The 12,147-nt window shown below is 42.9% G+C and carries 17 protein-coding genes; 9 read left to right on the top strand and 8 right to left on the bottom strand.

Translation table 11 applies throughout. The features are described 5' to 3' along the window. The first annotated feature begins 307 nt into the window (after positions 1-307). Entirely contained in the window at positions 308-550 is a 243-nt protein-coding gene (locus CCS02_RS10750; RefSeq protein ID WP_100636557.1) for an AzlD domain-containing protein, read from the top strand. Positions 551-557: 7 nt separating this feature from the next. Here the strand turns inward: CCS02_RS10750 and CCS02_RS10745 are convergent, their stop codons facing one another. From CCS02_RS10745 to CCS02_RS10735, 3 genes are read right to left on the bottom strand one after another with little or no spacing between them, the layout of a single operon-like run. Continuing rightward, positions 558-836, bottom strand: a complete 279-nt coding sequence (locus CCS02_RS10745) for a putative quinol monooxygenase (protein ID WP_100186107.1) — start codon at positions 834-836, stop codon at positions 558-560. A 12-nt stretch (positions 837-848) separates the two neighbouring features. After that, positions 849-1,361 carry a GNAT family N-acetyltransferase gene (locus CCS02_RS10740; protein WP_100186106.1) on the bottom strand — a complete coding sequence of 171 codons (513 nt, stop codon included), beginning with the start codon at positions 1,359-1,361 and terminating at the stop codon, positions 849-851. A gap of 18 nt (positions 1,362-1,379) precedes the next feature. Then, the gene (locus CCS02_RS10735) at positions 1,380-2,294 is read right to left on the bottom strand and encodes a DMT family transporter (protein ID WP_100636556.1); all 915 of its coding nucleotides are present in this window, start codon (positions 2,292-2,294) and stop codon (positions 1,380-1,382) included. A 157-nt stretch (positions 2,295-2,451) separates the two neighbouring features. Between CCS02_RS10735 and CCS02_RS10730 the strand changes: the two genes are divergently transcribed. Continuing rightward, positions 2,452-2,913 (top strand): Lrp/AsnC family transcriptional regulator, encoded by a 462-nt coding sequence (locus CCS02_RS10730; protein WP_100186104.1) that lies wholly within the window; start codon positions 2,452-2,454, stop codon positions 2,911-2,913. Positions 2,914-2,935: 22 nt separating this feature from the next. On the opposite strand, the gene CCS02_RS10725 is transcribed toward CCS02_RS10730, so the two are convergent. The 3 genes from CCS02_RS10725 to CCS02_RS10715 form a co-directional block, all read right to left on the bottom strand. Continuing rightward, positions 2,936-4,354 carry a sensor histidine kinase gene (locus CCS02_RS10725; protein ID WP_100636555.1) on the bottom strand — a complete coding sequence of 473 codons (1,419 nt, stop codon included), beginning with the start codon at positions 4,352-4,354 and terminating at the stop codon, positions 2,936-2,938. After that, positions 4,284-4,973, bottom strand: coding sequence for a response regulator transcription factor (locus CCS02_RS10720; RefSeq protein ID WP_100636554.1), 690 nt, complete (start codon positions 4,971-4,973; stop codon positions 4,284-4,286). The genes CCS02_RS10725 and CCS02_RS10720 overlap by 71 nt, the downstream gene beginning before the upstream one ends. Positions 4,974-5,149: 176 nt before the next feature. Beyond that, positions 5,150-5,758, bottom strand: coding sequence for a PepSY domain-containing protein (locus CCS02_RS10715; protein ID WP_100636553.1), 609 nt, complete (start codon positions 5,756-5,758; stop codon positions 5,150-5,152). A gap of 206 nt (positions 5,759-5,964) precedes the next feature. On the opposite strand from CCS02_RS10715, the gene CCS02_RS10710 reads away from it, so the two are divergent. The 3 genes from CCS02_RS10710 to CCS02_RS10700 all read left to right on the top strand — a co-directional run bounded on the left by CCS02_RS10710 (position 5,965) and on the right by CCS02_RS10700 (position 7,438). Beyond that, a complete protein-coding gene (locus CCS02_RS10710; protein ID WP_100636552.1) occupies positions 5,965-6,417 on the top strand; it encodes a MarR family winged helix-turn-helix transcriptional regulator in 453 nt (150 codons plus the stop codon). Between the two features lie 137 nt (positions 6,418-6,554). Beyond that, a complete protein-coding gene (locus CCS02_RS10705) occupies positions 6,555-6,977 on the top strand; it encodes an organic hydroperoxide resistance protein (RefSeq protein WP_100636551.1) in 423 nt (140 codons plus the stop codon). 152 nt (positions 6,978-7,129) lie between these two features. Further along, the gene (locus CCS02_RS10700) at positions 7,130-7,438 is read left to right on the top strand and encodes a 4a-hydroxytetrahydrobiopterin dehydratase (RefSeq protein WP_100186098.1); all 309 of its coding nucleotides are present in this window, start codon (positions 7,130-7,132) and stop codon (positions 7,436-7,438) included. Between the two features lie 45 nt (positions 7,439-7,483). On the opposite strand, the gene CCS02_RS10695 is transcribed toward CCS02_RS10700, so the two are convergent. Continuing rightward, positions 7,484-8,116, bottom strand: coding sequence for a helix-turn-helix transcriptional regulator (locus CCS02_RS10695; protein WP_100636550.1), 633 nt, complete (start codon positions 8,114-8,116; stop codon positions 7,484-7,486). 233 nt (positions 8,117-8,349) lie between these two features. Between CCS02_RS10695 and CCS02_RS10690 the strand changes: the two genes are divergently transcribed. Next, a complete protein-coding gene (locus tag CCS02_RS10690; RefSeq protein WP_100636549.1) occupies positions 8,350-9,366 on the top strand; it encodes an alpha/beta hydrolase family protein in 1,017 nt (338 codons plus the stop codon). On the opposite strand, the gene CCS02_RS10685 is transcribed toward CCS02_RS10690, so the two are convergent. Continuing rightward, entirely contained in the window at positions 9,363-10,412 is a 1,050-nt protein-coding gene (locus CCS02_RS10685) for a helix-turn-helix domain-containing protein (RefSeq protein WP_100636548.1), read from the bottom strand. The genes CCS02_RS10690 and CCS02_RS10685 overlap by 4 nt on opposite strands. A gap of 220 nt (positions 10,413-10,632) precedes the next feature. Here CCS02_RS10685 and CCS02_RS10680 point away from each other — a divergent pair, with 220 nt between their 5' ends. The 3 genes from CCS02_RS10680 (at position 10,633) to CCS02_RS10670 (ending at position 12,027) form a co-directional block, all read left to right on the top strand. Beyond that, entirely contained in the window at positions 10,633-10,986 is a 354-nt protein-coding gene (locus tag CCS02_RS10680; RefSeq protein ID WP_100636547.1) for a DUF805 domain-containing protein, read from the top strand. Positions 10,987-10,999: 13 nt separating this feature from the next. Continuing rightward, on the top strand, positions 11,000-11,566 hold the full coding sequence (locus tag CCS02_RS10675; RefSeq protein ID WP_100636546.1) for a hypothetical protein: 567 nt from the start codon (positions 11,000-11,002) through the stop codon (positions 11,564-11,566). Positions 11,567-11,631: 65 nt separating this feature from the next. Continuing rightward, positions 11,632-12,027 carry a VOC family protein gene (locus CCS02_RS10670; RefSeq protein ID WP_100636545.1) on the top strand — a complete coding sequence of 132 codons (396 nt, stop codon included), beginning with the start codon at positions 11,632-11,634 and terminating at the stop codon, positions 12,025-12,027. Positions 12,028-12,147: the final 120 nt, after the last annotated feature.

Here is a 12,147-nt window from a genome sequence, read left to right as displayed (position 1 = left end):
GAGATAAATATTTGAAAAATATAAATAAAATTGAAATTCTGAGTGACACTAATTCTAATTGTGATTCGAAGTCATAGCGGAGAATTTTCTCCGCTATGACTTGTAATTATGAGCATAAATTTCATGGATGAGAGAGATGTCCATACACCTTAATGCTCGGTAACAAAAATGGCCATAGTGTCTTTTTTAAAGCTTTAAACACGTATGGCTGATCGTCAGGGTAACAAATGTAATCCCAAAGCCTTAACTCAACCGGATTATTTTCTAATCCAACCAAAACGCGACCTTCCGCTATTTCGGTTCGGTTTTGGAAAAATACCTCAAGGGTTTTCAGCGCTATGAAGCCTTATTAAATGATATGGGAATTGTCTTACTCATTGCTGTAGCAGCCGTCGCCATGATTTATGAGTCTGGCGATTTCTCTGGTTGGGCAAGATGCATCGGCGTATTTTGTACTGGTGTATTGGCTTACCTACGCGTCAACATCTTATGGGGTTTGCTGGTGGGAATGATAGTAACGGTTGTACTAAGATGGATAAGCGTTGCCTAAACTATCTTTAGTTTTCCGTGATTGTATAAAACCGTTCAACATTTTTCGTTACTTCACCCCAATGAGACGCTTTCACCCTGGCTTGATGTTTTTCAAATGCGGCTTTGTCGGTGAATTCTTCATAGACAGAAAAGCGTTGAGGGTTGGTTGAATCTCTGGTCACAGTGAAGGTAATGCAACCTGCTTCTTGATGAGTCAGCGCTATGTGGTTTGGTAGCTCTGCCAATACTGCGTCTAGATCTTCACTTGGAACTTCAATGTGGCCGCTAAGGGTGATTTTTGACATGGTTAGCGCTCTCTATTTATTTAGGCTTTGATCAAGATCATACACCATATAAGTGACGGAAAAAGGTAGATGGTCGAAGTGTTTAGTGTCGCCTTTTACGAAGCCAAGTTGTTCGTACCAATCTTGCAATTTAATGTGTTCACCGATCACGCCAATGCTGATGAAGTCGAGCTGGTCAGCATTAGCCTGTTCAATAATGTGTGCCACGAGTTGTGATCCGATGCCTTTGCTTTGTTGCTCAGGTAAAACCGATAATCGGTTCAAGTAGGCTTTGCGAACACCGGTTGAATTGGCGGGTACTTCGTAAGCCACACAAGCAATGGGCTCTTGGTTGTCTGTTAAAACAAAGTAGCGTTCGCCGCGCTCAAAATCTTTTTCTACCCAGCTGCTTTCACAAAAGGATGGATGCTTTGGGCCGTTTTCTTGGTTGATCGCAAACTGTTTAGCCACAGGGCAGTTTGCTTCACGAATGAGTTGTGCAATGGCATCGGATTGATCTGCGAATACTTCTTTTATCTGTCTCATGGTTTTCTCTTTTGTTTTTTAGACTCTTTTTTTAGAAAGGGCCCAATTGAATTTCACAGCGCTGACGGCGAGTAATATCAATATCACACCGAGTATTTGCGTTAGGCTGATGTGGGTCGAAAAAGCCAAATGGTCGACAAACAAGGCGGTGATTGGATAGATAAATGACAGTAGTGCAATCAAGCTGGTGGGTAGTTTTTGAAAGCTGTCATACATGATGATGTACATAAATCCGGTTAGCACGGCACCGAGAATCAACAAGTCGATCCACTGACTGGTTTGCGTTGGTAAGTTGTCAAAATCGGCAAAGGGCAGGAGCATAAAAACACCCACGATAACCTGCACCAAGGCGACAAAGGTTGATGGTACCTGACTGACTTTCTTGGTCACTAAGGTGGTCACGGTATAAAGCAGCGCCGCACCTAAAGCGAGTAATAACCCGAATAGGGCGGAAGCGCCTTCACGGCTCATGTCATCAGAAAACAGTGCCTTGATCTCGTTGAAATCCAGTTCGGCAATTAAAAACAACCCGACAAGGGCTAGCGCCAACCAAAATAACAAACTGCCAGATAGCTTTTCTTTGGTGAGTAACGCGCCAGTTAAGACTAAAAATAATGGCTGCATATGGTAAGCCACAGTGGCGATAGAAAAGGGAATGTAATTGAACGAGGCAAATAGAAATATCCAGTTTCCTACTAAAGTAATGCCGCCCAAAATAATCATCAGCAAGACGCTGCGCTGGAAGTATTCGCGACGAAGTAATCCCGCATAGTAGGCGTACCCCCCCAGCACCAGAGTACCTATAACACAGCGAAACAGCACCACATTCCAAAACGCTTGACCTGAACTGATAACAAAATAGCCGATAGTGCCAGACAGTATCATCGCTAGGATTAGTTCAATGCTGCCGATTGTGTTGCTGGAACGATTCATGTGGGATTCCTCAAATAGTCCTCTTAGTAAAATGTTCAGCTGAATACCTTTTTTCGAGGAAGTGTTCTATGGTGAATAGAATAGAACCGAAAGCCCTACTTTGGCAGATATAAAAATAGGTAAATATCATAAAACACTGTCTATATCGGAGGTAAAAGTGCGAAATAACCTAAAAAAAGAAGAGTATGTCTTAGACGGCATTGATACTAAGCTCATCGAACTGCTTTATGCGAATGCAAGAACCCCTGTTACCGAGCTAGCGCGTTCTGTTGGAATGACCGCCCCCAGTGTCAATGAACGACTCAAACGTTTGGAAGAAAGTGGCGTGATAGCGGGCTATCGAGTGGAAGTGAACCCTAAAGTGCTGGGTTATAGTTTGATGGCGATTGTGCGTATGCGCCAGCTGCCAGGCAAATTAAAAGCGTTAGAAGCGTTAATTAGTTCGATACCGGAATTTGTTGAATGCGATAAAGTCACTGGTGAAGATTGCTATGTTGCTCGTTTATATTTGAAAGACATCAGCGAGCTAGACCCCATTTTAGATCGAGTGTCTGAACTAGCCGATACCAATACTTCGATTGTGAAATCGACTCCAGTGACACGACGTTTGTTGGTTTAAAGCGTGTTTACCTCAATCTGTGTCAGTCACTCGTCTCTGTTCCAATAAGTCCATTACCCTGATGTCGAGTGTTAAGAGTCACGTGTACTTGTAGGCCTGGATGATTGTCTTGAAGTTCTAGCTTCCCTTGATGAAAGTGTGCGATGGCTTTGATTAATGGGAAGCCTAGTCCATATCCGGGGCTTGTGCGGCTTGATTCTAGGCGAAATAAACGCTGTAGGGCTTTGTCTTTAAATTCATCAGGTATGCCTGGGCCGTTGTCTTTGACAATGAAGCCTGAGGTGGTGGTAATCAATTCGATAGCACCACCAGAACCTGTGTATTTGCAGGCATTTTCTAGGGTATTAAACATGGCGCGGAAAATAAGCGTTTTGTCACCCTTAATGTGGGGCTGAGCAGTGGCAATAAATGACAGAGTTTGCTGCTTATCTTGAGTCAACGGTTGTATTAGGTCGATAACATCTTCTGCTATTTGATTAATATTCACAGTGTCAAAGTGGGAGTCAGTTTGCTTATGTTCTAGCCTGCTTAGCTCTAGCATGGCGCTAAACGTCGTTAGAATATGATCCAGCTCTTCAAGCATTTCTTGTAACTGTAATTCGTTGATAGGTGCTTCATCTAAGGTGTTTAGGTGGCTTTCGAGGCGCAGGCGCAGTCTGCCAAGTGGCGTACGAAGATCGTGGGCGATGGCATCAGTTACGCCTGAGACAGCATGGAAAGAATCTTCCAGTTGATTGAGCATTCTGTTTATGTAGTTGGCAAGTAGATCGAATTCATCTTGGCGATGGCTAACGGTGACCCGTGCACCTAGGTCACCGCTTTGTATGACCTTGGCGGTGTCATTGATGTTTTTGATGCGGCTGAGGAGTTGTGTCGATAAGTAGCGTCCAGATAGCAGACCTAACCCGAGGGTTAGTAGCAAAGCCAATATGCCGGCCCGAAGAAATTGAGTTTGCAAGAAATATAAGTTTTCATCATCAAAGGCAACCAATAAGCGTCCATGGGTGAGTGTTGTAATACAGCCTATGTAAAAGCGCAGATCGTTTGCACTGTCGACAAAAAAGGTCGTTTGCGCAGGGCAAGTTGCGAGGCTGGTTGGTAAGCGCGAGAGGTTGCCGTAGGTCTCATGCGCATTTTCATAGGCAAGCACTAGGTTGTTAACTTGCTTGGCCTGACTGGTAAATTGAAGCAGGTATTCATCTTCGTTCATTTGTTGGTTGAAGAGGCGTTGTTGCTGCGTAATAAGCTGAATTTGCTGTTGATAGCTGCGGCTTATCTCGCCCACGCTGAGTTGATAAAGCACAAAAAAAGCCACCGCCATTAAGGTGATTAATAGGGTCGTGTAAAGCAGAGTAAAGCGCCAAGCAAAGCTAGCCCGTCGCTTTTTCAACCAATCGGTAACCAACGCCGCGTATTGTTTCAAGGATCGGGGGAAGGTCATCGGTTTCTACCTTTTTTCGTAAGCGTGCCACGTGAACATCAATGACATTGGTCTGTGGGTCGAAGTCATAATCCCATACTGCCTCAAACAATAAGGTGCGGGTAACGACTTGTTTAGGGTGTTCCATCAAATAGCGTAAGATTTGGAACTCTTTTGGTTGCAGGCTGATTTCTTTTCCAGCCCGCCAAACTTGTCTGGTAAGTAGATCCATTTTCAGGTCTGACACTTGTAACAAGGTACTTTGTTGCACAGCTGCCATGGGTTGTCTTCTGATGAGTATTTCAACGCGAGCTAGAAGTTCGGCAAAGGCGAAGGGTTTGACAAGGTAATCGTCTCCGCCTTCGCGTAGCCCTTTGACTCGCTCATCAACAGAATCTAATGCGCTGAGTATTAAAACGGGTAAGGTTTTTTGGGCGCTGCGCAAAGTATTGAGAACGGTTAAACCATCTAATTTTGGAAGCATGCGATCCAGAATGATCAGCTGATAATCCCCTTCTAATGCTTGGAACAGAGCATCTTGTCCATCACTGGCGACGTCCACTTGATAGCCCTGTTCTGTGAGGCCTTTTTTAATAAAACCTTGTGTGACGATATCGTCTTCAACTACCAAAATTCGCACTATTTGTTCCTATCATTGTGAGCCTGCCATTCTTACGTTTATCATTTTCGTGTCTGCCATTTTTGTTTCTATTACGGCGGCGGCTCTTATGTTAAGCAAGTTTTTCCAATGCTGACATACAAGTTTTTTCAATACTGGCATAGAGGAACTGCTTATTTTTGAAAAAAGCGACGCATTTAGCGTCGCAGTGAGGGAATTACTTCACCTGATTTTGCGTCCATTAATATTTTTGTCGAACCAGATGGTCCTAGCAATTCGACTTCATAGAATGTTAATCCACGTTTGTGTTCTAGCTCGATGGATTCAATATAAGAACCTTCCTGTGGATTAGAAAGCGCTATTGCATTTTTAATGGAAACGCCTTGCTGTAGTGCTTCCAGTGCGGCTTGATCATTGTCATCTAATTTATTAAAGCCCATGAAACGTAGGGATTTAGAGTGTCTATCTATTTCTTCACCGCTGTACAGTGCATATTTTGCTTTGTATCTTACACCTTCTTTTAGGTCGATCCCTTTGATTTCATACACCAGAATGTTGTCTTCGTCATCCAGTTCGATTTCCATCACTGTAGAAGGGAAATCAGCTTGGAACTTTTCTAGGAGGCTATTCAAAGAAACTTTGCTAGATTTTAGTGCCTGTAGCATAAGTTGATCTTCTTGATAGTCATCGCTGTCTTTTGCGTGCACCGTGCTGCTCATCAAGATAGCGCTTGTGCATAAGGCGACAAGTGTACTTATCGAAAAAAAGGTAGTGAAGATAACGCTAAGCTTTGCTTTAAGAGTCATGATTATTAACCTATATAGTGTGGTTTTTTGAATGAATATGGCGACACTATAGCTGGGTGTTATTAACGACAAGATGGCCGCAACATTAAACTTTTTTCATCTTTAGGGAAGGCTCCTTATTTAGCGTTATGTGGTTGTAGCCGAAAAAGTGTAGAATTCTTAATTATTATTGCTATAACTATTCGCGCAACCATCAACGAGAACTTATGACTTCTGACAATTCTATATTCCCCGACAACCCTTTGTTACTCGACAGTCAATTGTGTTTTGCCTTGTATTCGACTTCTCTTGCAATGACGCAGTTTTATAAAGAACCACTTTCTGCCATCGGTTTGACGTATCCGCAATACACGGTAATGTTGATTTTGTGGGAACAAGACGGAGTAAGTTTGAAGTACATCAGCGATGCGCTTGGACAAAAATCTGGCGCGCTAACGCCGGTTATCAAACGTATGGAAGTTGATGGTTTAGTGCAGCGTTTACGTGGCGTGGACGATGATCGAAGTTTAAGTATTGCCTTGACTGAAAAAGGTAAAAAGCTGCGCGAACAAGGTTTAGAAGTGAACCGCTGTGTTGCTGAGGCCTGCGGAATCGATATGGATGAAGTTGTGGCTTTACGTGAGCAGCTAGTAGCCCTTAGAAAAAAACTTGTAAAATAGTGCTTGCGCAATAATAGTTATTGCAATAACATAAATCCATCAGCTCAGGTAACTGAGCTTTTATTTTACTATATAGTTATCGCGATAATTATTATTTAGATAACTTAATCCAATGATGTCATTCTAGGAGCAATATTATGCAAGCAGTTTATAGCGCAACAGCAACCTCTACAGGTGGCCGCGATGGTCGTTCTGTTTCATCTGATAACAAATTGGATCTTGCTCTAAGCACGCCAAAAGAATTGGGCGGCGCTGGCGGTGAAGGCACTAACCCAGAGCAGCTTTTCGCAGCAGGTTATTCTGCTTGTTTCATCGGCGCATTGAAGTTGGTTGCATCTCAACAGAAAGTAAAAGTGCCTAATGACGTTAACGTCACAGCAACTATTGGTATCGGCGCTAACACTAAAGGCGAAGGTTTTACTATCTGCGCAGATTTAGAAGTAAATATTCCAGGTGTAGAAAAAGACGTAGTAGAGCAATTGGTTGAAGCAGCTCACAAGGTTTGCCCATACTCAAATGCAACGCGTGGCAACATCGACGTAAATTTCACTATCAAGTAAGCGATATATAAAATTTATTAGGTTAGTTTCAAAAATCCCTTTTGCATGAAGTTGCACAAGGGATTTTTTTGTTACGTTTTAATCAGGGACTTAAGCGACTACACTGATGCTTGGTATGATAAATTTTCTGATTTAAATAGAGGTGAAAAAGCATGACACATCGAAAGCTCGAACAGCATGAGATAGAGAAAGCACTTAACCAATTAAATACAGAAGCGTCACAAGACTGGTCGATAGAAGATGAAAAGCTCAGTAAAACTTTTAAATTCAAAGACTTTCAACACGCTTTTGGTTTTATGACCATGTGTGCGATCTACGCTGAAAAGCAAGACCATCATCCAGAATGGTTTAATGTTTACAACAAAGTCAGCATTCAACTGACGTCCCACGATGTATCTGGCATTTCCGATAAAGACTTTGATCTTGCCAAGAAAATGGAAGCCTTTGCATTGTCTGCGTAACAGATAATTCACGACAACGCGCAGGCTTCGGGTTTCGATTATTCGCTAATTAGTTAGAATAGCCGCCAATAGTTGACTGGAAGTCGGTACTAATCCCACTTTAATCTCGAAAGGTTTGAACACCTTGTTGATGATTTCTGCCGTGTAGTTGCCTTTGTCGTTTTCGATTTCGGATAAGGTTTTACGAGAGACGCCGCACAGTTTTGTGTAGGCGTCTTGTCTAATGCCAAGAACGCCAACGCGTAATTCTCGCAGTGCGGCGCCTTGTGTCATTTCATCCAATAATAAACTTTTGATGATCTGATTAATCGCGATTAGCTGCTCTTCTTTTGTCATCGGCTCTAAGCTTTTTGACGCACGCTGACGAGTGGTGCTTGATGATTCAGGCTGGTCAGCCTCAATAGCAATAGGGCTTTCAGCAAGGTTTTTAATAGAGTCATCAATAGTACTTTCTATCGCTTTTTTGGTTTTGCTTTTCTTCGGCGTTTGGGGATCTGTGGTAGAGACTTTCACAACTTCAGTAGATACGATCACTTCAGGCTGAGAATCTTTTTTTTCTTTAGAATGTTTCTTGGTTTCTAGTTTGTCCTGCTTCTTCTTTTTTTGCTCATTTTTCTTTGATTTGGCTTTATGCTTCTTCAATGGTTGAGCGCTGTCTAACTGTCCTTTCATCTTCATTTTGTCGTCTCCGTAGGCCTTATAAAAAAGCGAGGTTGAGTACCGTGAATGAAATGAGAGTACAGAGCTAATATGACAGATAAGTAACAATAACGGTGAAAACGATTTTATTTTCTGAGTGTGGCTACTTGATTGTCTTGATATAACGTCCTCAATCCTGTTCTAGGACGCTTTACCTGTATTTTCCTTTCATAGTGATTTCTTTCTAAAGCATCTTGAAGAGGAATTACATCATGAGAGGATTTGCGAGTTTCATTCTATTGGTGGCCTGCTGGGCGTCGAATGCGTCCGCGTATTCGGTGGGTTTTGATCAGGTTCAGTTGTACACAGACAGCGATAGACCGTTAAAAGCCAGTGTTTGGTATCCATCCCAGACGACATTTCCCACTGAAAGAATCGCGGAAAACGCGGCGTTTTTGGGAACCGATGTGGTACGAGTTGGAACGCCGCTGGCGGGTAAGTTTCCGCTGGTAGTGATTTCTCATGGTTATCGTGGTAACTGGCGTAATCAAAATTGGCTAGCAACAAAACTGGTGCAAGACGGTTATGTCGTGGCGTCGCTTGATCATCCTGGGACCACGTCTTTTGATCATTCCCCACAAGCGGCGGTTCAGTGGTGGCAACGCGCTGGAGACTTATCGCGCTTGTTGGATTGGTTGTTGAACGAGTCTTATCTATTGCCAAATATCGACGCTAACAATGTCACCGCTATTGGCCATTCATTGGGTGGTTGGACTGTGATGTTGCTAGCAGGCGCGCAATTTGATCGTGACCAGCTAAAGCAAGAATGTGTTCTTAAAAATAATCCTCGAGTGTGTGGTTTGATGACTGAACTTGGTTTGGATCAACCACAAATAGGTGAGCCGACTGGCAGTTTAAAAGATGAGCGAATCAAGCGAGTTGTGTCGTTAGATTTAGGTTTGGCGAGAAGCTTGTCACGCCAAAGTTTACAGGTCTTAACGGTACCAACATTGATCCTTGCGGCAGGTGTCGATATTGGCGATTTACCACAAGCGGAAGAGTCTGGTTTTCTCGCACAGTATCTACCAAAAAACACCTATGAATACATAGTGTACCCAGACGCAGCGCACTTTAGCTTTATGCAGCTTTGTAAACCGGGCGCTATTGAAATGATAGAAGAGGAAGAGCCGGGCGATGGCATTGTTTGCCAAGATGGTAATTGGCGTACTAGGGACGAACTTCACCAGGTTATGCATCGGGACATCATTCGATTTATCCAAGCTTCTTAACCCTTTATATTAGCGCGCCGAAAGGCGCTCGGTGTCTGTTGTGTTACGCGCGAAAACTCTCGATGAAAGTTAGATTTCGTCTGAAAGCCAGAATCCATATAAATTTGGGTGATGGCTTTGTTGGTTGATAGCAGTAGTGTTTTGGCTCGTTCAATACGATATTCGTTCACTACTTGCGAAATGTTGCGACCGTAAACTTGGTTAATGGCAGCCGAGATTTGACGCGCTGGAATACAGGCTTTTCTGGCGAGTCTATCGAGTGTTAGGTCTGGATCGAGAAACGCTTCTTTGGTGCTAAGAAGCACTTCTATTTTGTGCACTATGTCTTTCACTTCATCGTCTGTTAACGGGTGCTGAGGCTTGTCTTTTGATTCCTCTACGAGCGTTGTTTTTTCATTTTGATCGGATGATTCGTTAACGCTGGGTGCAATGCTTAGGCTCATCATAATGACGGCGATTGCCAAAATAGGCAGTAATACAGCATGACCAATGGCGAGAATAATCAGCGCATGTTCGCCAGCAAAAAAGGAGAAATCGACAGCCAAAGCGCCATCAATCATGGCAGACATTAACAGCATGGCACCCGCAATACGTTCGGCTTTTAGAGCATTGTCGATATCGGATAAGCGTACTTGTTCAGGAAGATCCGACGCTTTTAAAGACGCTCGAATCAGTGCAACGCCATAACCCACATAAAGCAGTGTTAAAACAGGGTCCAGAGGGGGGCGCCAGAATGGATAAGTAAAAGACGCCAAGGTGACAAAAACAGGCGGTAAGAAATGCCAGATTTTTAGTTTATAGCGTTGGTGAGCACTCGAAAAACAGTACCAAGCAGTAACGGGAATACAAGATGCCAAGATAGGTTGAATCAAACGAAATAACGAATAATCAAACGTCCAGCGTAGACCAACCACGGTCGTCGTTAGCGCACACAAAGCAATAAAGACAAACGCCGATTGTGTGGTTTCTTCTCGGCGAATAAACAACAAAATCGCCAAGATAGACAGCAATAGGGCAACCACAAAAGGTAATGGAATAGCGATCATCTTGGCTCCGCCTTATTTATTGTGTAATAGCTCAGACCTGATCTTCGTTGTATATGTATCACTTTTATCTGCATCATGCCCGCCATTATTTTTTAGAAAGCCATTCTGTCCTAAAAAGTCATCAAGGACGTCCTAGAACCTGATCTAGGACGTAAATCTTTCCTTAGTAACGTACTTTTAAGCCTTCAATGTCCCTCGGGATTAGTCAAAGGAGAAAAGTATGAACTGGTATTTTGATGCGTGGAAACGTTATGCGCAATTTTCAGGAAGAGCATCACAGGAAGCATTTTGGATGTTCTTTTTGGTGAATTTTTTGATCTCGGTAGTGTTTGTCTTGTTGGAAATCTTCTTTCAAGCAACGTGGAAAATAGAAGCGATTTATAGCCTGTTCGTTTTCTTGCCAATGTTGTCTTTAACCATACGCAGACTGCATGACACTAACCGCTCCGCTTGGTGGTTGCTGGTGGTTTTGGTTCCCGCGATAGGCATGCTTGTTTTGCTGGTGTTATTGGCCTTACCAAGCAATCCAGACAGCGATTTTGGACATTATCCACAAAATAACGTGATGCTATAAACAGGAGCCAAATATGAAAGATGTTAATAACTTACCCCACTTATCCACCATGTTATGCTCAATTTTGCTACTTTTGTCGGTTTCTGCGTGCAGCAGTGAAGCAAAAAACACGAATAAAAGTAACTTGGCATTTTCAGATGACGTAAAAGCTGTGGTCTACATCGAATCGCCGAAAGTCGGTACTTTATTGCAGCTGCGAGGTATTGCAGGAAAAGGTGTACTTATCGCCAAAAAAGACAATCGACAAGAAGAGCAAACAACTTGTGTTTCTTCACCGATTCGATTCGCAGCAGGTGACTTCGGTGGTGACAGTATTGGTATTCAATCCGTTGAGCCTATTCGACTGCTTATTTACTCCGACAAGGTCGCAGAAAAATTGATCGCCGGTGATGAAGTGGTCAGCGAAGATTATGTCATTACCGACCAAATCGAATCTCAACTTGGTGATATCAAAATTGAATCCGGCTTAACACTTAGTTATGGTTTTGTACTCAATCCTGGCGAATGGTCTTGGTCGTCGGTATTTGGTTTGGATCACGACGAAGTCGATTGTGGACTGTTAAAAAGGTTAGCGTTATGAAATGCTGATCTGAGCGCTGTTGTCAGTGCAGGTGGTTTTTATTTAACTTAGTCAAAAGGAATAACATGTTTTCGCATATTTATTACGGCGTTAGTGACTTCGAGCGAGCTTATGGTTTCTACAGTAAGCTAATGACTTGTTTGGTCATGCAAGAGCGTTTTTGTGATCGAGACAAACCTTGGGCGGCTTGGAATAGCGATAGCTCAAACGGTCGACCTTTATTCGTTATCGGCAAACCCTTTAATGGTGAAGCACACGATGCTGGCAATGGACAAATGATTGCCTTCAGTGCGAAAGATAGAGCCACCGTCACGGCTGCCTACAACTTAGCCATTGAAAACGGCGCCACATGTGAAGGTCAACCCGGACTGCGTAGCGAATACCATGAAAGCTACTTTGGCGCTTATTTTAGAGACTTAGACGGCAATAAAGTTTGTGTTGTGTGTCATGAGGTTGAATGACATAAGGAGATGACTTTAAAGTTGGAAAAATGTAAATAAAATCAATTAGTTAAGTTTTTATTTCTAGATGAGATAATAAGAATACAAATCGTTTTCTTTTCAGATCTTATTTGTTTTCAC

It is taken from the genome of Marinomonas sp. ef1 (genome assembly GCF_002806845.1).
GTDB lineage: Bacteria > Pseudomonadota > Gammaproteobacteria > Pseudomonadales > Marinomonadaceae > Marinomonas > Marinomonas polaris.
Note: the sequence above shows the minus strand (reverse complement) of the source record. Positions and strands in the feature narration are given on the sequence as shown.

Coding starts and splice junctions, on each gene's coding strand:
- CCS02_RS10735 (WP_100636556.1), bottom strand. CDS start 2,294: ATGAATCGTTCCAGCAACACAATCGGCAGCATTGAACTAATCCTAGCG.
- CCS02_RS10675 (WP_100636546.1), top strand. CDS start 11,000: ATGAAAGATGTTAATAACTTACCCCACTTATCCACCATGTTATGCTCA.
- CCS02_RS10690 (WP_100636549.1), top strand. CDS start 8,350: ATGAGAGGATTTGCGAGTTTCATTCTATTGGTGGCCTGCTGGGCGTCG.
- CCS02_RS10700 (WP_100186098.1), top strand. CDS start 7,130: ATGACACATCGAAAGCTCGAACAGCATGAGATAGAGAAAGCACTTAAC.
- CCS02_RS10685 (WP_100636548.1), bottom strand. CDS start 10,412: ATGATCGCTATTCCATTACCTTTTGTGGTTGCCCTATTGCTGTCTATC.
- CCS02_RS10695 (WP_100636550.1), bottom strand. CDS start 8,116: ATGAAGATGAAAGGACAGTTAGACAGCGCTCAACCATTGAAGAAGCAT.
- CCS02_RS10680 (WP_100636547.1), top strand. CDS start 10,633: ATGAACTGGTATTTTGATGCGTGGAAACGTTATGCGCAATTTTCAGGA.
- CCS02_RS10740 (WP_100186106.1), bottom strand. CDS start 1,361: ATGAGACAGATAAAAGAAGTATTCGCAGATCAATCCGATGCCATTGCA.
- CCS02_RS10725 (WP_100636555.1), bottom strand. CDS start 4,354: ATGACCTTCCCCCGATCCTTGAAACAATACGCGGCGTTGGTTACCGAT.
- CCS02_RS10710 (WP_100636552.1), top strand. CDS start 5,965: ATGACTTCTGACAATTCTATATTCCCCGACAACCCTTTGTTACTCGAC.
- CCS02_RS10745 (WP_100186107.1), bottom strand. CDS start 836: ATGTCAAAAATCACCCTTAGCGGCCACATTGAAGTTCCAAGTGAAGAT.
- CCS02_RS10715 (WP_100636553.1), bottom strand. CDS start 5,758: ATGACTCTTAAAGCAAAGCTTAGCGTTATCTTCACTACCTTTTTTTCG.
- CCS02_RS10705 (WP_100636551.1), top strand. CDS start 6,555: ATGCAAGCAGTTTATAGCGCAACAGCAACCTCTACAGGTGGCCGCGAT.
- CCS02_RS10670 (WP_100636545.1), top strand. CDS start 11,632: ATGTTTTCGCATATTTATTACGGCGTTAGTGACTTCGAGCGAGCTTAT.